The organism is Paenibacillus terricola (assembly GCF_014779765.1).
Classification (GTDB): Bacteria; Bacillota; Bacilli; order Paenibacillales; family Paenibacillaceae; genus Paenibacillus_T; species Paenibacillus_T terricola.
In genome coordinates, this window is sequence record NZ_JACXZA010000001.1 from 1,035,298 (window position 1) to 1,056,819 (window position 21,522).

Below are 21,522 nucleotides of genomic sequence, written 5' to 3' on the forward strand. Positions count from 1 at the left end.
ATAGGATAGGAAGGCGGCCATCCGGCATAAGTGCAGGGTGGCTTTTTCATTCCCATGAATTTATGAGCTTTGACGCTGCAAGGCTCCATTGTGTACAATGAATAAGTTAACTTTTAACATCGTACATTCATGATGACTTTATGCATACAGTGCGGTTCGTACGAGCTGCTGAATATGATGCGGATCGAGGTTGAAATGGGATATGACATCTACTGAATTTTACGAGCTTCCGGGTTCACAGCCGTTGAGTGAAGCTTATGCGCAGCAATCGGATCAACGTCTTGGCGAGCTGTTTCACAGCGGTCATCCGTCTTCGGAGGAAGCTTGGCGCAATCGTGCGCAATATCTTGACCGTTCGGTCAGCAAGCGTGCATCATCCGTGGAAATCGCAGGTGTGCTTCGTGCTTATAACTCGCGTTACGGCATGACCTCGGAAGTGGCGGCCAATATCGATGCGCTTGGTGATGGCGCGCTTGTTGTTGTTGGCGGTCAGCAGGCTGGATTATGGACAGGCCCACTGCTCGTGATCCACAAAGCAGTATCGGTGATATCCGCAGCTAAACACGCTTCTTCGGTTCTTGGTCGTGCCGTTGTGCCAGTATTCTGGATTGCGGGCGAAGATCATGATTGGGATGAAGCGAATCATGTGATGGCGGTAACGGATCAAGGACTCCGCAAGCTGTCGATTGCAAGACCAGAAGGCCCTCGCACATCGGTCAGCCGAACGCCTGTGTCAGCAGAGACATGGGAAGCTGCGATTGAAGAGCTCGCGGCTACGCTTCCTGGCTCTGAGTTCAAAGAAGCGCTGCTCGATAAGCTGCGGTCGATCTCGGCAAGCAGCAGCACCTTGAGCGAATCATTCGCATATCTCATTATGACGCTGTTCGGCAGTGAAGGACTTGTCCTGATGGATGCAGACGATAAACAGCTTCGAGCGCTTGAAGCACCAATGTTCTGTCGTATCCTTAATGAGCAGGAGCCGCTTGGCGATACGTACAGCAATGCATCGGCCAAACTGACTGAGCTGGGTTACCGGGCACAGGCGACTTACACGCCAGGTTGTGCGAATTTGTTCTTGTTCCGTCCTGAGAATGACGAGTTCGGCTTGAAGGACGAGCGTGTGCTTCTGTACAAGCGCGAGGATGGAAGCGGGTTTACCGATCGCAAAGGAGAGTCGAGCTGGAGCCGGGAGCAGCTGCTTGGATTGGCAGAGACGAAACCGGAGCAGCTTAGCAACAATGTACTGACGCGGCCGATCATGCAGGATTATGTGCTGCCGGTGCTGGCTGCTGTGCTTGGACCCGGTGAGATTGCGTACTGGGCGCAGTTAGGCGGAGCGTTCCGTCATTTTGGAATGGAGATGCCTATCCTTGCACCTCGCATGTCGTTTACCTTAGTCGAAGGAACGATTGCCAAGCATATGTTGAAGTATGAGTTGACGTTCGATGATGTCGTGGCACGCTTCGAGGAGAAGAAGCAGGCATGGCTCACTGCGCAGGATCGTTACGACATTGCTGCGAAGTTCGGCCACGCCAGGGATCAGTTCGAGCAGTTGTACACGCCGCTGGTGGCGCTCGCTGCAGAGGTGCAGGCTGGACTGGAGAAATTGGGTCAGACGAATATGAGCAAGATCATTGAGCAAATCAGCTATTTGGAATCGAAGACAGCGGACGCGTTCCGCAAAAGTCATGAAGCGTCCCTTCGCCATTGGGAGCGGATCGGCTTGGCTATATGGCCAGCGGGCAAACCGCAGGAACGCGCATTGAATATGACAGCTTATTGGAACCGTTACGGATTAGACTGGCTGAAACGTCTGCAAGAACTGCCATATGATCCGAATGGCGGACATCGCGTTATATATTTGTAATTCATTATCGAATGAAAGGTAGAGATGTACATGAGTATTGATTCGAAGCAAACGAGTATTGTAGCGGATATGTCGCTGGCGCCAGAGGGCCATCTGAAGATCGATTGGGTTAGCGCCCACATGCCCGTGCTGAACCGCATCCGCGAGCAATTCGAGCGCGATCAGCCATTCAAAGGCTTGAAAGTTACGATTGCCCTTCATCTTGAGGCGAAGACAGCGTATCTTGCGAAGGTTGTAAAAGCAGGCGGCGCTGAAGTAACGATTACGGGAAGCAATCCATTGTCCACGCAGGATGACGTATGTGCAGCGCTCGTTGAGGACGGCGTTAGCGTATTCGCTAAATACAATCCAGAACCGAAGGAATACAAAGAGCTGATGATCAAAGCGCTCGAGACGAAACCGGATCTGATTATTGACGACGGCGGCGATCTTGTGACGATTCTTCACTCGGAGCGGCAGGATCTCCTGTCGACGATTCGCGGCGGCGCCGAAGAGACGACGACGGGCATTATCCGCCTGAAAGCGCTCGAGAAGCAGGATGCTCTGCAATTCCCGATGGTTGCGGTTAACGATGCATACTGCAAGCATTTGTTCGACAACCGTTACGGTACGGGTCAATCGGTATTCGACGGCATCAACCGGACGACGAACCTTGTCGTTGCAGGCAAGACGGTTGTTGTTGTTGGTTATGGCTGGTGCGGTAAAGGGGTAGCGATGCGTGCCAAAGGTCTTGGCGCTAATGTTATCGTTACCGAGATCGATGCGATCAAAGCTGTTGAAGCATATATGGATGGCTTCGCTGTTATGTCGATGATGGACGCTGCTCGAGCAGGTGATATCTTCGTAACGGTAACGGGCAACCGTGACGTTATCCGCGGCGAGCACTACGAAGTGATGAAGAACGGCGCGATTCTGTCCAATGCAGGACACTTCGATATCGAAGTAAACAAACCGGAGCTTGCGGCTCTTTCTTCGAATATTCGTACGGTACGCCGCAACATCGAGGAATATCAGCTGAAGGACGGACGCAGCATCTATCTGCTTGCAGAAGGCCGTCTTGTTAACCTCGCAGCAGGCGACGGACACCCGGCGGAAATTATGGATATGACGTTTGCGCTGCAAGCCGTTGCACTTCGTTATGTGAACGAGCAATACGAAGCGATTGGCCGCAAAGTTGCTAACGTGCCTTATGAACTCGACGAGCAGGTTGCGCGTCTGAAACTCGAAGCCCTTGGCATTGCTATCGATAAGCTGAGCGATGAGCAGAAGGCTTATCTGGATAGCTGGACGTCGCACGAGTAAAAAATAATGGGCTGGTGCTCAGAACTGAAACGCTCCGCAGGCAAATGTTCTTCGCTGTCGCCGAAAGATTCGCTCCCGCTAATCGCTGGGGTTGGAAACTTGGGAGACTTCGCTTGAAGAACGCGCTTCGCCTTGAAGTGGGGAGAAGTGGAGATCTCGCTTGGAAGACGCGCTGCGTCTTGAAGTGGTAGAGAGTGGGGCGGTTGCTGTGGGTGGCCGCTGAATAGGAAGTGGTTGTGCAGGTTGGGACCTGCGCAACCACTTTTTTTGTTTGATTTGGAGGGTGAGTGGGGAGAAATCCCGTAATATCGGGCTTTGGGAGGCGGGAAGCACGATAATTTATATCATAAAATTATTTTAATAATCGATGGCAAGTAGAAGGATTTTTATTTTAGGTGGCGAATAAGTGTGACTTAGTGGAGAAAAGTGGGGCGTTGTGGAGGATAAAGGGGAAGGAGTGGGGCGGACGTGTTCATGGGCGAGCATCAGCATAGCATCGATGACAAAGGCCGTCTGACCATCCCATCTAAATTCCGTGAAGCTCTAGGCGACACCTTTATTGTTACGCGCGGTCTGGATAACTGTTTGTTCATTTATCCAATGAGCGAGTGGAGTGTGCTGGAGCAGAAGCTTAAGGCGCTTCCACTCATGAAGTCTGACGCACGTGCTTTTACCCGGTTTTTCTTCTCTGGTGCAACCGAATGCGAGTTGGACAAACAGGGAAGGGTAAATTTGCCGAAACACTTATGCGAATATGCCAAGCTGGATAAAGAATGTATGGTTCTCGGCGTATCCAGCCGGGTGGAGATTTGGAGCAAAGAGACTTGGGCAGGCTACTATGAGCAGTCTGAACAAGCATTTAATGAAATTGCAGAGAAGCTTGTTGATTTCGATATTAACTTTTGATAGGTAGAGACAGCTAGAATCGACAGCAGGAATGGGAGGTTGACCGTGTGTTTCAACATGTAACAGTGCTCATGGACGAGGCGATTGATGGATTGGCCATTAAGCCGGATGGTATTTATGTCGACTGTACGCTCGGAGGAGCGGGTCATAGCTCTGGCATTGCAGCTAAGTTGGGCAAAGGTGGAAGGTTAATCGCCTTCGATCAAGATGATTGGGCGCACGACAACGCACGTGTCAGACTTGCGCCGTTCATGGAGCAAGTAACGCTCGTGAAGAGCAATTTCCGCTACCTCGAGCAATGTTTGCGCGAGTGTGGTGTGCCGGAGAAGGATGGCATTCCGCAGGTGGATGGCATTTTGTTCGACCTTGGCGTTTCGAGCCCACAGTTAGACGAAGCGGAACGCGGCTTCAGCTACAATCATGACGCGCCGCTCGATATGCGGATGGACCGCGGTATCGCACTCACAGCAGGCGACATCGTGAATACTTGGGATGAGCGGGATATCGCCCGCGTCTTGCTTGAATATGGCGAAGAGAAGTTTGCGCGCAAGATTGCCCGTGAAATTATCGCCGCAAGAGCGAATGCTCCGATTGAGACGACAGGCGAGCTTGTTGAACTCATCAAGGCAGGTATTCCAGCAGCAGCCCGCCGTACAGGCGGTCATCCTGCGAAACGGACGTTCCAGGCGCTGCGCATTGCCGTCAACGATGAGCTAGGCGCAGAAGAGGATGCACTGGAGCAGGCAGTTCGCTGCTTGAAGCCAGGCGGACGAGCTTCGGTTATTACCTTCCACTCGCTTGAGGATCGAATCTGCAAGCAGACGTTTACCAAGTATGTGGAGAAGTGCACCTGTCCGCCAGATTTTCCGCTGTGCGTATGCGGCGGCAAGGGGACGCTTAAGCTGGTTAATCGTAAACCGATCTTACCGAGCGAAGAAGAGCTGGAAGCGAATCCGCGTGCCCGTTCCGCAAAGCTAAGGGTAGCAGAGAAGCTATAGTCTCCTCTGCTTGCCGCATAAGGAGCCAACTAACTACGTACATCCAGCAATAAAACATAGATCATCAAGTCGTGTCATGCGCGGCGCATTAACGAGAGGGGGATCATCATGGCCTATACGAATGGCAATCTGGCTTTGCAGCCGAAGAAGAAGCAGCAGGAACAGCGGCAGCGGCAGGTTGTCCGGGAAACAAAACGAACCGTAGTGGTGAAGCGTACGCTGCCGATGAAGGAGAAGCTGCTCTATATGTTCACGATCATTGCGGTCGTGCTCGTGATGGGGGCTGTCATTTATCGTTACGCGGAAGTCTATCAGATGAAATATGAAGTAATGCAGATCACGAAAGAGCAGTCGAAGATGAATGCGCAGATTCAGGATTTGCAGACGCAGGTTGAGACGCTGAAGGATCCGAAGCGAATTAGGGACTACTCGCAGAATAAACTTGGCTACCAAGCAACAGATTCAGAAGATAGCAACGTGATCAAAGTGACGAAGCCGAGCGACGAGACGGACCTTGCATTGAAAGACTAGGTGAGTGACTATGATCAGAAGAATAAGATTGAGAGTTATATTTTTAATCGGAGGGCTGATTACCCTCTTTTTTGTTATTCTCATTGGTCGTTTGTATTGGGTACAGGTTGTCAAAGCGGATTTCTGGCTTTCGAATGCGGAGAGCTACTGGTCTGCCTCAGAGCATCTAACGGCTAAACGCGGCGAAATATTGGACCGTAATGGCAATGCGCTGGCAATGGATGTCAGGGCTTATACCGTTGCCGTCAGCCCGAAGCAGCTTGATAAGCTTGGCATTACCGATAAAGTTATTACGAAGCTGACAGAACTGCTGAAGATGAAAGAATCGGACATGCGGAAGATCGCAACGGCCAAGAATGAAGATGGCGTACTTTATGCGCAACGCGAGATTCATCCGAATGGCTGGAAGATTGATACCGCGCTTGGAGATAAGATCGCAGCGTTCAAGCAGGAGCTTGAGGATGAGACGCGCAGCGTTGATGTCGGCATTTATTTGATTAATGAATCGAAACGTTATTATCCGAAAGGTTCACTAGCAGCGCAGATACTAGGTTATGTTGATAAGGACGGAAATGCGAAATACGGCTTGGAGTCCTTCTTCGACAGTACGCTTAGAGGCGAAGACGGCTATCGCAAATATCAGAAGGACGGCAATCGGATTCAGCTCGATGGCGGACAAGTTGACTATAAGCCTTCGCGTGATGGCAGCAATATTACGCTCACCATCGATAATGAGATTCAGAACTATGTCGTGCAAGCGATTCAGAAAGCCTATGACAAGTATACGCCGAAGAGCATTACGGCTATCGCAGTCGATCCGAATACGATGGAGATTCTGGGACTTGCGAATCTTCCGTCTGCCAATCCGAATACTTATTCGACGCAGGATCCTAGCGGGTTCTATAACCATGCCGTTCGTTCGTTGTATGAGCCAGGTTCAACATTCAAGATTGTAACGTTGGCGGGGGCTGTGCAGGAAGGGATATTCGATCCGAAAGCTACGTATATGTCAGGGCGCATTCGGGTAGCAGACGTAACGATTCGGGACATCAAGCGGGATGGCTGGGGTGAAATCAGTTACTTAGAAGGATTGAAACGGTCGAGTAACGTCGCGTTTGTTCATCTCGGTTACGAGGGCCTCGGCGAGGAGAAACTTCGCAGCTACATTACGAATTTCGGATTTGGTGCAAAGACGGGTATTGAGCTTCCTGGCGAACTTGTTGGTTCGATCAAGTTCCATTACGCGAGTGAGATTGCAACTGCAACGTTCGGTCAAGGTGTATCTGTTACACCGATTCAGCAGGTCGCAGCCGTCTCGGCAGTCGCTAACGGCGGCAAGCTGATGAAGCCTCAAATCATTAAGCAGATCGAAGATCCGGTAACAGGCAAGGTCGAGGTGCGTAAGCCTACGGTCGTGCGTCAAGTGATCTCGGAAGATACTTCACGCAAAGTTCGCGAGTACCTCGAACAGGTCGTATCGGACCAGAAGATCGGTACGGGTAAGAATGCATATATTGAAGGTTATCGTGTTGCGGGTAAGACCGGTACGGCACAGAAGTGGGACAATACGCTCAGAAACGGCAAAGGCGGCTATTCGTCTGACAGGTTTGTCGTTTCGTTTATCGGCTTCGCACCGGTCGACAATCCGAAGATTCTCGTCTACGTCGTCATTGACGAACCCAATGACAAATATGTCGGCGGCGGTACAGCGGCTGCGCCGGTGTTCAAAGAAATCGTTCAGCAGAGTCTGCGTCGGCTCGGCGTGAAGCCTCAACTGACAGCGGAGCAGGAAGCGCAACTGAAGGCTGAGCAAGCAGGAAATAATAAGCCGCCTACAGCGACTGTGCCTGATCTCGTGGGCAAGCCGCCAGCGACAGCAAGCTTGAAGCTGAAGGACCTGGAGCTGACATCGGAGACGGTGGGCAAGGGCAAGGAAGTATTGCAGCAAATTCCCCGTGCGGGTTCTGTCGTTCCGCTGTCGCAGCAGGTCTATCTGATTACCGAGAAGCGGGATCAATTAACGGTGCCGGATCTGAAAGGTTTATCGTTACGCGATGCGATGGAATTCAGCACGCTGCTCGGCATTCGCACTATTACAGAGGGCGAAGGTTATGTCGTGTCTCAGGCGATAGAGAAGAAGAATGGCATCCGTGTATTAAAGCTGGTGCTTGCGCCAGATGATCCGAATTCGAATGAAGGAACATCGGACAAAGGCTCTTCCGACGATAAATCGAAAGGGTCTAGCAGCGAGCCGAACGATTAGCGAGTTTACTGTTTGATGAAGCAGTCCGCGCTCATATGGGCGCGGGCTTGTTCTATTGCTTGGACCTCCTGAATACGATGGCTGTAAGCGGCGTACAGTCTGTCCCTATAAGAAGTTGTTCAAGAACTTTGTGAACACGTATTATGAGACGCACCTCGCTGTGATCGGGAGGAGGAAGCGAAGGAATGAAAGTATCGAACGTAACCGTACGCAGACGCCTGTTTGCGGCGCTCCTTGTTGGCATCATCGCTTTTTTCGGGCTTATCGGGCGTTTGGCATACGTGCAGCTGTGGAAGGGCGAGGAGCTGGCCGCTAAGGCTGAGGATTCATGGCGTCGGGAAGTGCCGTTTACCGCCAAGCGGGGAGAGATTTTGGATCGCAACGGTGTACGTCTGGCCTATAATATTAGCTCGCCTACCATCTGGGCAGTTCCTGTTCAAATTAAGGACAAGGCGGCAACGGCACGTACGCTGGCGCCGGTGCTTGGCATGTCCGAGTTGAAGCTGCTGCCGTTGCTCCAGAAGAAGGCTTCCATCGTCAAGCTTACGCCGGAAGGACGCAAAGTAACGTTGGAGAAAGCGCAAGAGGTTAGGGCGCTGGCACTTCCGGGTATTATGATCGGTGAGGACAACAAGCGATACTATCCGTTCGGTAGTCTTGCTGCACATGTGCTTGGTTTTACCGGTATCGACAATCAAGGTCTGACGGGTGTAGAAGCGAAGTACGATCAGTTCTTGAAAGGGATTCCGGGCAGCGTCGCTTATCTCTCTGATGCTGCGGGTAATCTGATGCCTGGCTCAGGAGACACGTATAATGCTCCGAAGGACGGGCTTAGCCTGCAGTTGACCCTCGATAAACAGATTCAGACGATTATGGAGCGGGAGATGGATCAAGCGGTAGCGAGGCTGCATCCGGATCATATTATCGCAATCGCAATGAACCCGAATAACGGCGAAATACTGGGCATGGCCAGCAGGCCGACGTTCCAGCCGGACCAGTACCGGGAAGTCCCAAAGGAAGTGTATGACCGCAATCTGCCAGTATGGATGACGTACGAGCCTGGTTCGACGTTCAAAATTATTACGTTAGCAGCCGCGATCGAAGAGAAGAAGGTGGATCTGCTCAATGAGCGATTCTTCGACCCAGGCGCGGTTGAGGTTGGCGGCGCAAGGCTCCGCTGCTGGAAGAAGGGCGGACATGGAAGCCAGACCTTCCTTGAAGTTGTACAGAATTCTTGCAACCCCGGATTCGTAACGCTTGGCCAACGTCTTGGCAAAGAAACGCTGTTTGATTACATTCGCAAATTCGGCTTCGGCTCGAAGACGGGCATCGATATTAATGGCGAAGAAAACGGCATTCTGTTCAAGCTCAGCCAAGTTGGTCCTGTCGAGCTGGCGACGACGGCATTCGGTCAAGGGGTGTCCGTTACGCCAATTCAACAGATTACAGCTGTTGCAGCTGCGATAAATGGGGGTACATTATATAAGCCGCACATTGCCAAGGGATGGATTAATCCCGATACGGGCGAGACGGTTGAATCGATCGAGCCGGAAGCAGTACGCCAAGTGATTAGCGAATCGACCTCTAAGCAGGTGAGAGAAGCGCTGGAGACTGTCGTTGCACAGGGTACAGGCGGTAATGCCTTTATTGACGGCTATCGGGTAGGAGGCAAGACCGGTACGGCGCAAAAGGTAATAAACGGCCGTTACTCGCCGAACGAGCATATCGTATCGTTCGTTGGTTTCGCTCCTGCGGACGATCCGCAGATCGTGGTCTATCTCGCGGTCGATAATCCGCAAGGGATCCAATTCGGCGGCGTCGTAGCCGCGCCGATAGTTCGCAACATTTTGGATGATTCGCTTCATTATTTGGGGATTCCGCCAAGAACGCAGCAGGTCGATAAGAAGTATAAGATTGATGAGAACAAGATTGTCACTGTACCGAATCTTGTAGGCAAGACGGTGTCGGATCTGTATGAAGATATGAATATGAACTTCAACCTTAGCTCGGCAGGCACGGGGCAAACGGTCATTCGCCAAGCGCCATCGGCAGGCACGCGGGTTGAGAAAGGTTCGACGATCCGTATCTATCTGGGCAGCGAAGAGAATCTTCCAGAGACATCGAATGATGGCCATGATCATGAATAGAAGATATGCTTGCGGCTGCTTGAGGAAGGAATTGCAAGAAACCGATGGTTGAAAATCCGGCAAGATCGATCATAATGGAATAATAATGAATGGAGGGGATGCACCAATGAAATTGAATGAGATTGCAGGCTGGCTTGCAACTGCTCGTCTCGAAGGCGATGGCAGTGTTGAGATAACAGCAATTGAGAACGACTCGCGCACAGCTAGGCCGGGCTCGCTGTTCATTTGCGTTCCCGGTTTCAAGGATGACGGCCATGATTATGCGCCCAAAGCTTATGAGAATGGCGCCACAGCGCTCATCGTAGAGCGAAAGCTTGATATTCCGCTGCCGCAGCTGATTGTGAAGAACAGCCGGACGGCAATGGCGATCATTGCAGATCGTTTCTACGATCACCCAAGCCGGAAGCTTCGTCTTATTGGTGTGACGGGTACGAACGGAAAGACGACAACGACGTATTTGATCGAGAAGATTATGACGGAAGCAGGCAAGAACGCAGGAGTCATTGGTACGATCGAGACGCGTTATGCAGGCAACACGGTGCCGATGTCCGGTACGACGCCAGGCGCATTGGAGCTGCAGCAAATGCTAGCGGATATGGCGAATGCCAATGTAGATGTTTGCGCGATGGAAGTATCCTCGCATGCGCTGGATCAAGGCCGTGTCCTCGGCACCCGATTCCGTACTGCTGTCTTTACGAACTTAACGCAGGATCACCTCGATTACCATGAGACGATGGAGCAGTATGCAGCTGCGAAGGGACTGCTGTTCGCACGGCTCGGCAATGAGTTCAGCGATGCGGGAGGAGAACGCAGCTATGCGGTGCTGAATGCCGATGATCCTGCATCTGCAACCTTCGCGAAATTAACGGCAGCTGAGACGTTTACATATGGAATCGAATCCGAAGCAGACGTGCACGCGAGCGGTATTCGCATCTCGTCCAGAGGTACGGCGTTCAGGCTGGATACGTTCGCAGGAAGTGCGGATATCGTCATTCGAATGGTTGGCAAGTTCAATGTCTATAATGCGTTAGCTGCAGCGTCGGCAGCTTTGCTCGAAGGCGTATCTCTCGATACGATCAAACGAAGTCTCGAAGCGCTGCCTGGCGTCCCAGGGCGGGTAGAATCGGTAGACGCTGGACAACAGTTCGCTGTTATTGTCGACTACGCGCATACGCCTGATGGGCTAGAGAACGTGCTCCGTACCGTTTCGGAGTTCGCTGAAGGCCGCATCATCTGCGTATTCGGCTGCGGTGGCAATCGCGACCGTACGAAACGGCCGATCATGGGCCGCATCGCCGCACAATATGCAGACGTATGTGTCATTACAAGCGATAATCCACGCCTTGAAGAACCACAATCGATACTGCTCGATATTGAAGAAGGTCTCAAGGCGGATAACGTTGCAACTGATCGTTACATGCTCATCGAGGATCGCCGCACGGCGATTGAAAAAGCGGTTGAAATGGCAAGCCCGGGCGATGTAGTATTGATTGCGGGGAAAGGTCATGAAACGTATCAATTAATCGGCGGTGAAACGCTCACTTTCGATGATCGGATCGTGGCGGAAGAAGCGATAAGGGGAACGAACAAGTGATTAAACGAAATTTAGGTCAAGTCGCCGACATGTGCGGTGGAACATTGGCGCACGGAGAACGGGATTCGAACATTGTCATTCATGGCATCACGCGGGACTCACGTGAGATGCAGCCAGGACAATTGTATGTACCGCTCATCGGGGAACGGTTCGACGGACATGATTATACGGCGCAGACACTCGCCGCGGGAGCGGCAGCCTCTCTGTGGGAGGAAGGCATTCCAATTCCGGATGAGCTTGCTGATGCTCCAATCATTCTCGTAGCGGACACGCTATCTGCACTGCAACGGTTGGCCGCTTCTTACCGCGAGCAGTTGAATGTTCGCATCGTCGGCATTACAGGCAGCAATGGCAAAACAACGACGAAGGATTTGACCGCAGCGGTGCTCGGCACCGCATTTCGCGTGCATAAAACAGAAGGCAACCTGAACAACCATATCGGCGTTCCGTTAACGCTGCTTCAGCTGGATGAGTCGACGGAAACAGCTGTGCTGGAGATGGGCATGAGCGACTTCGGCGAGATTGAACTGCTGACGAACATCGCTTCGCCGGATGCGGCAATCATTACGAATATTGGCGATGCGCATATGCTGCAGCTCGGCTCGCGCGCTGGCATTGCGGAAGCGAAGCTGGAGATTGCCTCGGGTCTTCGACCTGGCGGCGCACTAATCTTCAACGGAGATGAACCGCTCATACGAGAACGTCTAGCTGAGATCGAACTACCGGAACAAACGGAACTTGTTCCATTCGGCAGCAGCGAAGACTGCTTGTGGTCTGCAGCAAACATTACGTTGAATGCGGACTCCGCGACGTTCGATGTTGTATCTCCACAGCTCTCAGACGAGGAGCAGGAGCAGCTGCAGGGCGTGTTTCTACCCGTTCCAGGCGCTCACAATGTGAGCAATGCGCTTGCTGCCATTGCCGTATCCCATCGGTTTGGCGTATCCGCTGGGCAGATCCGTGAAGGATTGGCTTCGGTAACGTTAACGGGCATGCGAATTCAGCCTGTAACGGCGTTCAACGGCGCCAAAGTGCTTAATGATGCATACAATGCGAATCCAACAGCGGTTCGTGCAGCGATTGACCTGGTCGAGGAACTGGACGGTTACCGCCGCAAATGGGTCGTACTCTCGGATATGCTGGAGCTTGGACCGGAAGAGGAAGAGCTGCACCGCGGAGTGGGCGCTTATGTTACACCGGAAAAGGCGGATGCCCTGCTCACATGCGGAACACTCGCGCAATATATTGCAGATGGAGCTTCGAAGGCATTCGCAGCAGCGGGCCGTGCAGAAGACGTACGACATTTCGAGAATAAAGAAGAGCTGACGGCTTGGCTGCGCGAGCAGCTTAGCAGCGATGACCTCGTGCTTGTCAAAGGGTCGCGAGGCATGCGTATGGAGCAAGTTGTCCAAGCTTTGGAGAACTGACAGGGGGTGAAACAATGGACATCAAGGTCATTTTGCTTACGATCGGAGCTTCATTTCTTCTAGCGGTACTATTGGGACCTTTGTTCATCCCGCTCCTGCGCCGCATGAAGTTCGGGCAGCAGATTCGGACGGACGGCCCGCAAAGCCATTTGAAGAAACAAGGCACGCCAACAATGGGCGGCATTATCATAATGCTGGCATTGCTGCTTGCCTTTCTGAAATTTGCGGATAAAACGAACGACTTCTGGGTGCTGCTCGTCGCATCGCTCGGATTTGGGCTTGTCGGCTTCTTAGATGATTATATTAAAATCGTATTCAAACGTTCGCTAGGCCTTACCGCTAAGCAGAAGCTCGCTGGACAGCTGCTGTTCAGCATTATCGTCTGCATCCTGCTCCATCGGATGGGGCACGATACGTCGATCGGCGTCCCAGGCACGCACTGGTCGTTCGATCTTGGCTGGTTCTACTATGTATTTGTTGTTATTATTATGTTTGCTACGAGTAACTCCGTTAACTTTACGGACGGACTTGACGGCCTGCTTGCAGGTACAAGCGCGATTGCGTTCGGCGCATTCACGATTCTCGCATTGAGCGTCAATGAATATGAATCGGTCGTGTTCTCGGCAGCTATGGTTGGCGCAGTGCTCGGCTTCCTTGTCTTCAATGCGCACCCTGCCAAAGTATTCATGGGCGACGCTGGATCGCTTGGCATCGGCGGCGGTCTTGCCGCAGTTGCAATGTTGACGAAGATGGAGCTTGTTCTGATTATCGTCGGCGGCGTATTCGTATTCGAGATGCTATCGGTTATCATTCAAGTAACATCATTCAAGCTCAGAGGCAAGCGCGTGTTCAAAATGAGTCCGATTCACCATCACTTCGAGCTGTCCGGTTGGTCGGAATGGCGTGTTGTGACAACGTTCTGGGTTGTCGGCTTTATACTGGCGGCCATCGGACTTGTTGTAGGCAAAGCATTTTAGCATATAGCTGATTCATTGCTTGTAACGTTTATGATAGCGGCGCCGTCCTTTCGCTAGTCGGGAGGACGGCGAAGCCGTTTTCAGATTAAATCCATGGAAGTATCCTTATTTACTACATACTGGCTTGGATTTTTCCGGAATGGAATGAAACATACTGCGCCACTTCATGGACGGCGATAGCCGCTTCAACTTGGCTGCAGCATTTGACAATAGAGAGAGGTCACTGTTATGGATCATCCGTCAATGTACCGCAATAAGCACGTCGCCGTTCTTGGTTTAGCGAAGAGCGGCGTCAGCGTTGCCAAAGTGTTTCATGCGCTTGGCGCGAAAGTTGTCGTGAACGACAAGAAGGAACGCGAATTAAGCCCGGAAGCAGCAGAGCTGGAGGCATTGGGCATTCCCGTCATCTGCGGCTATCATCCAGAAGATTTCGTGACGGCAGACACTGTGCTGTTGGTCAAAAATCCAGGTATACCGTATACCGCGAGCCCTGTTCAACAAGCGGAAGCGCACGGCGTAGAAATCGTAACCGAGGTTGAGGTTGCGTACCTGCTGTCGCCTGCGCCGATGATTGGCATTACAGGCTCTAACGGGAAGACGACAACGACAACTTGGCTTGGCGATCTGCTAGAGGCAGCAGGCAGCTATCCGATCGTTGCCGGCAATATCGGAACTCCGCTCTGTGAAGCTGCTCAGCAGGCCACTCCGGAGAACACGATTGTTGCAGAGCTTAGCAGCTTCCAGCTCAAAGGCACGACTGCATTCCGTCCGCGAGTTGCGCTGCTGCTTAATGTCGCAGAGACGCATCTCGACTATCATGGCGGCATGGAAGACTATGTTGCTTCGAAGAGTAAGCTGTTCGCTAATCAGACGGAGGAAGACACGGCTATCCTGAACTGGGACGATCCGATCTGCCGTGCGATAGCCTCGCAGGTACAAAGCCAAGTGCTTCCGTTCTCGCTAGTCGAACGGCTGGAGCATGGCATGTACATTGAACCGCCTTACCAAGCTGAAACGGAATTCACTGGCGGCGATGCGCCCGCGGTTTCAGCTGATGACGTAGCTCGTACGATCATCTATCGCGATCGGAATGGTACAGTCACCGAGATTATACCGGTTGCTGAGCTGGGCATTCCCGGCAAGCACAATGCTGCGAATGCAATGGCAGCGATTGCGGCGGCAATTACAGTTGGTGCGCCTATCGAGTCGCTTCGCGAGCCACTGCGTACGTTCCACGGAGTGGAACATCGCCTCGAGCTTGTATGCGAGCGCAATGGTGTAACCTTCTATAATAACTCCAAGGCGACGAACCCCGTCGCAACGATAACGGGATTGAAGTCGTTCCCGCTGGATAAGGTCGTTCTGATAGCCGGCGGACTTGACCGCGGATCGGACTATATGGAGCTGAAGCCTTGGTTCGGTGGACTCAAGGCGCTTGTCGCGCTTGGCGAGACGAGGGGCAAGCTCGCGCATGTGGCGGAGCTGGCAGGTTTAGCAGCCGTAGAAACGGTCGAACCTGTTGAGGACGCCGATGCGACATTGCAGGAGGCTGTCCGGCGCGCGGCTGCGCTGGCAGAGTCCGGCGACGTCGTGCTTTTATCGCCTGCGTGCGCAAGTTGGGACATGTTTAAGTCCTATGAGCAGCGCGGGCGCATTTTTAAACAATCGGCGCATACCTTGTAATAGGGGGCATGTCCCTACTATTGACGTGTTAGAGGTGTCAGCGCAATGGCTAAAGCTCGTTCCGCCCCGGACGTATGGATGATCGGCTCGATTGGACTTATTCTCACGATCGGTATTATTATGGTATACAGCGCCAGCGCTGTACTTGCCTTTCACGAGTTCGGCGATAAGTTCTACTACGTGAAGCGTCAGCTGCTCTTCGCCCTGCTGGGCGTTGGCGCGATGCTGTTCACAATGAATGTCGACTATAGCATATGGAAGCGCTGGGCGGGCATCGGTTTGCTCGTATGTTTCGGGCTTCTAGTCATCGTTCTTATACCTGGCGTCGGCGTCGTTCGCGGCGGTGCGCGCAGTTGGCTTGGCATTAGCTCCTTCGGTATTCAGCCCTCCGAGTTTATGAAGCTGGCGATGGTTATGTTCCTTGCCCGTTGGCTGTCTGACAATCAACAGCAAGTCACGCATTTTACACGCGGATTGCTGCCGCCGCTCGGGTTTATGGGAACGGCATTCGGCCTCATTATGCTGCAGCCTGACCTTGGAACAGGGGCAGTAATGGTCGGAGCTTCATTGTTAATTATTTATACAGCCGGCGCCAGACTTGCTCATCTAGGCTCGCTTGCCATGGTTGGTGTAGCGGGGCTGGTCGTGCTTATTGCGATTGCACCGTATCGACTGCAGCGCATAACAGCTTTCCTCGATCCTTGGCAGGATCCGCTTGGCGCAGGCTATCAAGCCATTCAATCGTTGTATGCGGTTGGTCCCGGAGGGCTTATCGGGCTTGGACTAGGGATGAGCCGGCAGAAGTATAACTATTTGCCGGAGCCGCAGACGGACTTTATATTTTCTATATTGGCCGAAGAGCTTGGGTTCATAGGCGGCACTTTACTGATCGGACTGTTCCTTGTGCTCGTATGGCGGGGGATTAAGACCGCAATTGCAGCGCCGGACACGTTCGGCAGCCTGCTGGCTGCAGGCATTATCGGCATTGTAGGCGTACAAGTACTTATTAATATCGGTGTGGTTATCGGCATGATGCCGGTAACGGGCATTACGCTTCCGCTTGTCAGCTATGGCGGTTCCTCATTGACCTTGCTGCTGACTGCGCTGGGCATTTTACTTAATATATCCCGTTATTCGAGGTGACACATTCATGCGAATTGTATTAACCGGAGGAGGGACGGGCGGACATATCTATCCGGCTGTTGCGATTGGGCGGCAGGCGCAGGAGGAATCCGGCGCCGAGCTGCTCTATATCGGCACCACGCAGGGGCTGGAGAGCAGAATCGTACCGAAGCTGGGCATTCGATTCGAGGCAGTCGAAATAACCGGCTTCAAACGCAAACTGTCATTGGACAATGTGAAGACGATCGTTCGTTTCCTTAGAGGAGTCAACAAAGCGAAGCGGCTGCTTCGTGAATATAAACCGGATGCAGTCGTCGGGACTGGCGGCTATGTGTGCGGGCCTGTCGTTTACGCTGCAGCGAAGCTTGGCATACCGACTGTCATTCATGAACAGAACGTAATCCCTGGTTTGACTAACCAATTTCTTGCTCGATATGTAGATACAGTGGCCGTCAGTTTTCCTGAATCGGAGAAACATTTTAAAAAAGCGAAGCGGACCGTCTATGCCGGCAACCCTTGCGCGACGAACGTTATGCGGGCAGATGCAGCCAAAGGGCGGGCGTCGCTTGGTCTATCCGATGCAAAGCAAATCGTCCTTGTGTTCGGCGGCAGCCGTGGCGCACGGGCGATCAATGAAGCGATGCTGGCGATGGCGCCTCAGCTGAATCAGCTGCCGGGCGTTCATTTTGTGTTTGTACCTGGTGAGTCGTATTATGACAATACGATGAAGCGCGTAGAGGAGCTGCCAGCTTATCGAAGCGGTCAGCTGCACGTCGTGCCTTATCTTCACAATATGCCGGATGTACTGGCCGCCTCTTCTCTCGTCGTATGCCGCGCAGGCGCTTCGACGATTGCCGAGATGACGGCGCTTGGCATTCCATCCATTCTTATTCCATCGCCTAATGTGACGAACAACCATCAAGAGGCGAATGCACGCAGCCTTGTGGAGGCTGGTGCAGGACGCATGCTGCTGGAGCGGGAGCTCAGCGGCGATTCGCTGCTCGACACAGTTAAGGAGCTGCTGCATGATGAGCAGTTGCTCGCGAAGACGGGGCAAGCCGCCGCACAGCTCGGCATGCCTTCGGCAGCCGTTACGATCGTCAATGAGCTGCAGCGGTTGCGCCAATCTCGCAAATACCGCCGTTAGTATTGCATAACCTGACTATTATTAAGGCTATATGCGGAGCTGTAAGCAAGCAGTTTCGAATAAACGTGGCACCGTCCAAAATCCAAGAAAGTATAAGTCTCGCCTTATACTCAGCTTGGATTTCACCAGGATGAAACGAACCGCGCCGCTAACAGGTTGGCGAGGGTCGGTTCACATTGGGCGATTGTCACACTCCATATGCCGGGGGCATAAGATACGTTATAAATCGCGACCGTCACCGTGCGGCACGATTGTAACGAATAACTAACGGCCCGGCAGACCGTATTTCCGCGAATGGCGGCTTACGGTTGGAATGACGTAAAGGGGAGGTACGACTCGATGCAATCCATATTGGCGGAGCTGGAACAGAATAACTGGGGTAAGGTTCTGTACCATGAACCGCTCGCTAAACATACAACTTGGAAAATCGGCGGTCCCGCCGATTGCCTCATTATCCCGCACGGCATCGATCAATTAGTGTCGACCATCCGTTGGCTGAATGAACATAACATTCCTTGGACCGGATTAGGTCGCGGCTCGAATATGCTCGTAACAGATAAGGGCATTCGTGGCGTTGTGATCAAAACCGGCGGAGGACTGGACTTTGCTCATTTTGACGGTACGACGGTACGGGCAGGTGCTGGTTATTCGTTCATTAAACTGGCGATCATGGCCGGCAGGGAAGGACTGAGCGGCTTGGAATTCGCGGGGGGGATTCCAGGAACGGTCGGCGGTGCCGTCTATATGAATGCTGGAGCGCACGGCTCGGATGTGTCACGTATTTTCAAATCGGCAGTCATTGTTCGTGAGAACGGGGAATTGGCAACGTATGGTCTTGAAGATATGGCGTTCTCGTATCGCCACTCTATCCTTCAAGAGCAGAAGGGAATCGTTGTTGAAGCTACCTTCCAGCTCGCGGAAGGCAAACGTGAGGAGATCGAGGCTGTTTATGCCGCCAATAAAGGGCGAAGGTTGAGCACGCAGCCGCTGCAGCTTGCAAGCTGTGGCAGCGTATTCCGCAATCCGACAGGCGACTTTGCAGCTAGACTCATTCAAGAAGCCGGACTCAAAGGGCTTCGCGTTGGCGCCGCCGAGGTATCGACACAACATGCCAATTTCATTATCAACACCGGGCAAGCGAAAGCCGAAGACGTTCTCACCCTAATCGAACAGATCAAGCATACAGTCAAGGACCGTTACGGAGTTGACCTGGTGCCTGAGGTATTGGTAATGGGTGAGCGGTAATTCGGAGGTGATACATTGGATAAATTGGTGATTGAAGGCGGGAAACCTCTCTCAGGAACCATTGCGATCCAAGGAGCGAAAAACGCTGCTTTGCCGATACTGGCTGCTAGCATGCTTGTTAGCGGTACAGTTACAATCGACCATGTGCCTAGGCTGCTCGATATTGATGTTATGCTTAGCATATTGCGAGATCTCGGTTGCAAGGCGGAGCACACCCTGGATACAGTCGTGCTCGACACAACCACAGCTCATTCGCCGCACGTGCCCGAGACGCTGATGCGCCAGATGCGTTCCTCGATTTTCTTAATGGGACCGCTGCTTGCTCGCTTCGGAGAAGTTCATATTTATCAGCCAGGCGGCTGTGCGATTGGTGAACGCAAGATCGATCTTCACTTATCCGGTCTTCAGGCGCTCGGTGCAACGATTACGGAATCCGGCAATCGGATCATTTGTCAAGCTGATAAGCTGTACGGCACGGATATTCATCTGTCTTTCCCTAGCGTAGGCGCGACGGAGAACATTATGATGGCTGCAGTGCTAGCGGAAGGCCGGACAACGATCAACAACGCTGCGCGTGAGCCGGAGATCCAAGATTTGCAGCGGTTCTTGAATGCGATGGGCGCTCGAATTATCGGCGCAGGCACTGACACGATTACAATTGAAGGGGTAGAGTCGCTAAGCCCTTGCCGCTACCAAGTCATCCCGGACCGTATCGTCACAGGCACGCTTATGGTTGCTGCCGCCGCTACGAAAGGTCAAGTTGTTCTGCAAAATACGAATCCGTCGCATGTCTCCTCTCTGATCCATGTACTTCGCAGGGCAGGTGTTCAGATTACGGCGGACGGTGATATAATCAAAGTAAATGCCGCTTCGCGCCCGAAGGCGATCGAGCGCATTGTAACGAATCCGTATCCTGCATTTCCGACGGATATGCAATCGCTAGTTATGGTGCTGCTTACATTAGCAGACGGCGTAAGCGTTATGAAAGAAACGATTTTTGAAGGTCGCTTCAAACATGTCGGGGAGTTGACCCGCATGGGGGCGGATATTCGAGTCGATATGAACGCGGCTATTATCCGTGGCGTCCCACGGCTGTATGGCGCGACAGTAGAAGCAACAGACTTGCGGGCAGGTGCAGCCCTGGTTGTAGCCGGGCTTGCTGCACAAGGACGTACAGTCGTTGAACAGGTGCATCATATAGATCGCGGCTATGATCGAATTGAGCATATGCTGAGTCATCTCGGCTCCCGCATTAGCCGGTTATCGCCGGTACCAGACGATCGTGCGGTAACGAATGGTTAATCGTGTGAGCACAGCCGGCGCCTGCAATTGTTGCGGGGGCCGGATGCTTTTTTGTCATATAAGACTCTATAAGTTTATACCTTGCTTGCGAGCCTATATTTCGCCGGAATGAAACGCGCTGCGCCGCCGCTAGACGGCAACAGCCGTTTCGCCTTGAGAAAGGTGGGACAAGCGTGAAACAATCGATGCCCGTGCTTCGAGAGCCTGCTGTGAAGCGACGCGGCAATCGCAGGCTGAAGATGGTTTTGCTGCTCTTATTCATTGTTGTGTTATCCGTTTTATTCTTTAATTCATCGATCAGCGAGGTATCGACGGTAACGGTAGCCGGGCAGCGTTTTGTAAATGAGGATTCGATCCGTAAGCTATCGGGTATTTCTATTGGAGATGCTTTCTTCGGCTTTACCGAGCGGTCGGTCGAACGAAAGCTTCGCACAAGCAAGTCGATTGAGCAGGCAACCGTGACGAAAGTTTTCCCCGGAGAAGTACGAATTCGCGTACAAGAATTTGCCGCTGTTGGCTATGAATTATCGCCTGAAGGAGAAATAATGGCGATTCTGTCGAATGGGACAAGCGTTCCTGCGACAAATGCTGACTTTGTTGTCGATAAGCCGTTGTTGTCTGGCTGGAAAAAGGATGATCCTATCAAGACAGCGCTTTCGAAGCAACTCGCCTTAATTCCGGCTCAACAGTTATCCGATTTATCAGAAATTCGCCCTGATCCATCGAATGCCTATCCGGATCGTATCCGCATTTATACACGTACGCGCTTCGAAGTTATTACGGCAGTATCGGTATTGGCAACTAAGTTGGACACTTTGAATGCCGTTACCGAGACACAGCAGCCTGGCAGAGTAACGATGCTGCTTGCTGATACGTATGAGCCATATTTGCCAGATTCAGCAGAAAATATGGAAACTCTTGAAAAAGAGTCTACTCAATAGTCTCAATCGATGGTAAAATTTTAGTTACGGATTTAGGTTTGTTTTCATTTCACAGATGATGGTGATTGAC

Annotated in this window: 16 protein-coding genes; all 16 read left to right on the plus strand. The window is 52.3% G+C overall.

Going from position 1 to position 21,522, the window contains the following annotated elements; translation table 11 throughout:
• The first annotated feature begins 202 nt into the window (after positions 1-202).
• The 16 genes from bshC to H8B09_RS04575 all read left to right on the plus strand — a co-directional run bounded on the left by bshC (position 203) and on the right by H8B09_RS04575 (position 21,452).
• On the plus strand, positions 203-1,867 hold the full coding sequence (gene bshC / locus H8B09_RS04500) for a bacillithiol biosynthesis cysteine-adding enzyme BshC (RefSeq protein ID WP_191202242.1): 1,665 nt from the start codon (positions 203-205) through the stop codon (positions 1,865-1,867).
• A 30-nt stretch (positions 1,868-1,897) separates the two neighbouring features.
• A complete protein-coding gene (locus tag H8B09_RS04505) occupies positions 1,898-3,169 on the plus strand; it encodes an adenosylhomocysteinase (RefSeq protein ID WP_191202243.1) in 1,272 nt (423 codons plus the stop codon).
• A gap of 468 nt (positions 3,170-3,637) precedes the next feature.
• The gene (gene mraZ, locus H8B09_RS04510; RefSeq protein WP_191202244.1) at positions 3,638-4,075 is read left to right on the plus strand and encodes a division/cell wall cluster transcriptional repressor MraZ; all 438 of its coding nucleotides are present in this window, start codon (positions 3,638-3,640) and stop codon (positions 4,073-4,075) included.
• Between the two features lie 47 nt (positions 4,076-4,122).
• On the plus strand, positions 4,123-5,073 hold the full coding sequence (gene rsmH / locus H8B09_RS04515) for a 16S rRNA (cytosine(1402)-N(4))-methyltransferase RsmH (protein WP_191202245.1): 951 nt from the start codon (positions 4,123-4,125) through the stop codon (positions 5,071-5,073).
• 108 nt (positions 5,074-5,181) lie between these two features.
• Positions 5,182-5,604: a cell division protein FtsL gene (ftsL, locus tag H8B09_RS04520; RefSeq protein ID WP_191202246.1), complete on the plus strand. Its 423-nt coding sequence runs from the start codon at positions 5,182-5,184 to the stop codon at positions 5,602-5,604.
• Between the two features lie 28 nt (positions 5,605-5,632).
• Positions 5,633-7,867: a PASTA domain-containing penicillin-binding protein gene (locus H8B09_RS04525; RefSeq protein WP_224753252.1), complete on the plus strand. Its 2,235-nt coding sequence runs from the start codon at positions 5,633-5,635 to the stop codon at positions 7,865-7,867.
• Positions 7,868-8,052: 185 nt separating this feature from the next.
• The gene (locus tag H8B09_RS04530; protein ID WP_191202248.1) at positions 8,053-10,014 is read left to right on the plus strand and encodes a stage V sporulation protein D; all 1,962 of its coding nucleotides are present in this window, start codon (positions 8,053-8,055) and stop codon (positions 10,012-10,014) included.
• 106 nt (positions 10,015-10,120) lie between these two features.
• Complete coding sequence (locus H8B09_RS04535) at positions 10,121-11,608, plus strand: UDP-N-acetylmuramoyl-L-alanyl-D-glutamate--2,6-diaminopimelate ligase (protein ID WP_191202249.1); 1,488 nt, start codon at positions 10,121-10,123, stop codon at positions 11,606-11,608.
• Complete coding sequence (locus H8B09_RS04540; protein WP_191202250.1) at positions 11,605-13,035, plus strand: UDP-N-acetylmuramoyl-tripeptide--D-alanyl-D-alanine ligase; 1,431 nt, start codon at positions 11,605-11,607, stop codon at positions 13,033-13,035. Before H8B09_RS04535 ends, H8B09_RS04540 begins: the two co-directional genes overlap by 4 nt.
• A gap of 14 nt (positions 13,036-13,049) precedes the next feature.
• Positions 13,050-14,012, plus strand: coding sequence for a phospho-N-acetylmuramoyl-pentapeptide-transferase (mraY, locus tag H8B09_RS04545; RefSeq protein WP_191202251.1), 963 nt, complete (start codon positions 13,050-13,052; stop codon positions 14,010-14,012).
• A gap of 228 nt (positions 14,013-14,240) precedes the next feature.
• Positions 14,241-15,695 carry a UDP-N-acetylmuramoyl-L-alanine--D-glutamate ligase gene (murD, locus tag H8B09_RS04550; RefSeq protein ID WP_191202252.1) on the plus strand — a complete coding sequence of 485 codons (1,455 nt, stop codon included), beginning with the start codon at positions 14,241-14,243 and terminating at the stop codon, positions 15,693-15,695.
• A 45-nt stretch (positions 15,696-15,740) separates the two neighbouring features.
• Positions 15,741-16,838, plus strand: a complete 1,098-nt coding sequence (gene spoVE / locus H8B09_RS04555) for a stage V sporulation protein E (RefSeq protein ID WP_191202253.1) — start codon at positions 15,741-15,743, stop codon at positions 16,836-16,838.
• 7 nt (positions 16,839-16,845) lie between these two features.
• Positions 16,846-17,964 carry an undecaprenyldiphospho-muramoylpentapeptide beta-N-acetylglucosaminyltransferase gene (murG, locus tag H8B09_RS04560; RefSeq protein WP_191202254.1) on the plus strand — a complete coding sequence of 373 codons (1,119 nt, stop codon included), beginning with the start codon at positions 16,846-16,848 and terminating at the stop codon, positions 17,962-17,964.
• A gap of 339 nt (positions 17,965-18,303) precedes the next feature.
• Positions 18,304-19,209 (plus strand): UDP-N-acetylmuramate dehydrogenase, encoded by a 906-nt coding sequence (murB, locus tag H8B09_RS04565; RefSeq protein WP_191202255.1) that lies wholly within the window; start codon positions 18,304-18,306, stop codon positions 19,207-19,209.
• Positions 19,210-19,224: 15 nt separating this feature from the next.
• The gene (murA, locus tag H8B09_RS04570) at positions 19,225-20,511 is read left to right on the plus strand and encodes a UDP-N-acetylglucosamine 1-carboxyvinyltransferase (protein WP_191202256.1); all 1,287 of its coding nucleotides are present in this window, start codon (positions 19,225-19,227) and stop codon (positions 20,509-20,511) included.
• Between the two features lie 173 nt (positions 20,512-20,684).
• Positions 20,685-21,452 (plus strand): cell division protein FtsQ/DivIB, encoded by a 768-nt coding sequence (locus H8B09_RS04575; protein WP_191202257.1) that lies wholly within the window; start codon positions 20,685-20,687, stop codon positions 21,450-21,452.
• The last annotated feature ends 70 nt before the right edge of the window (positions 21,453-21,522 follow it).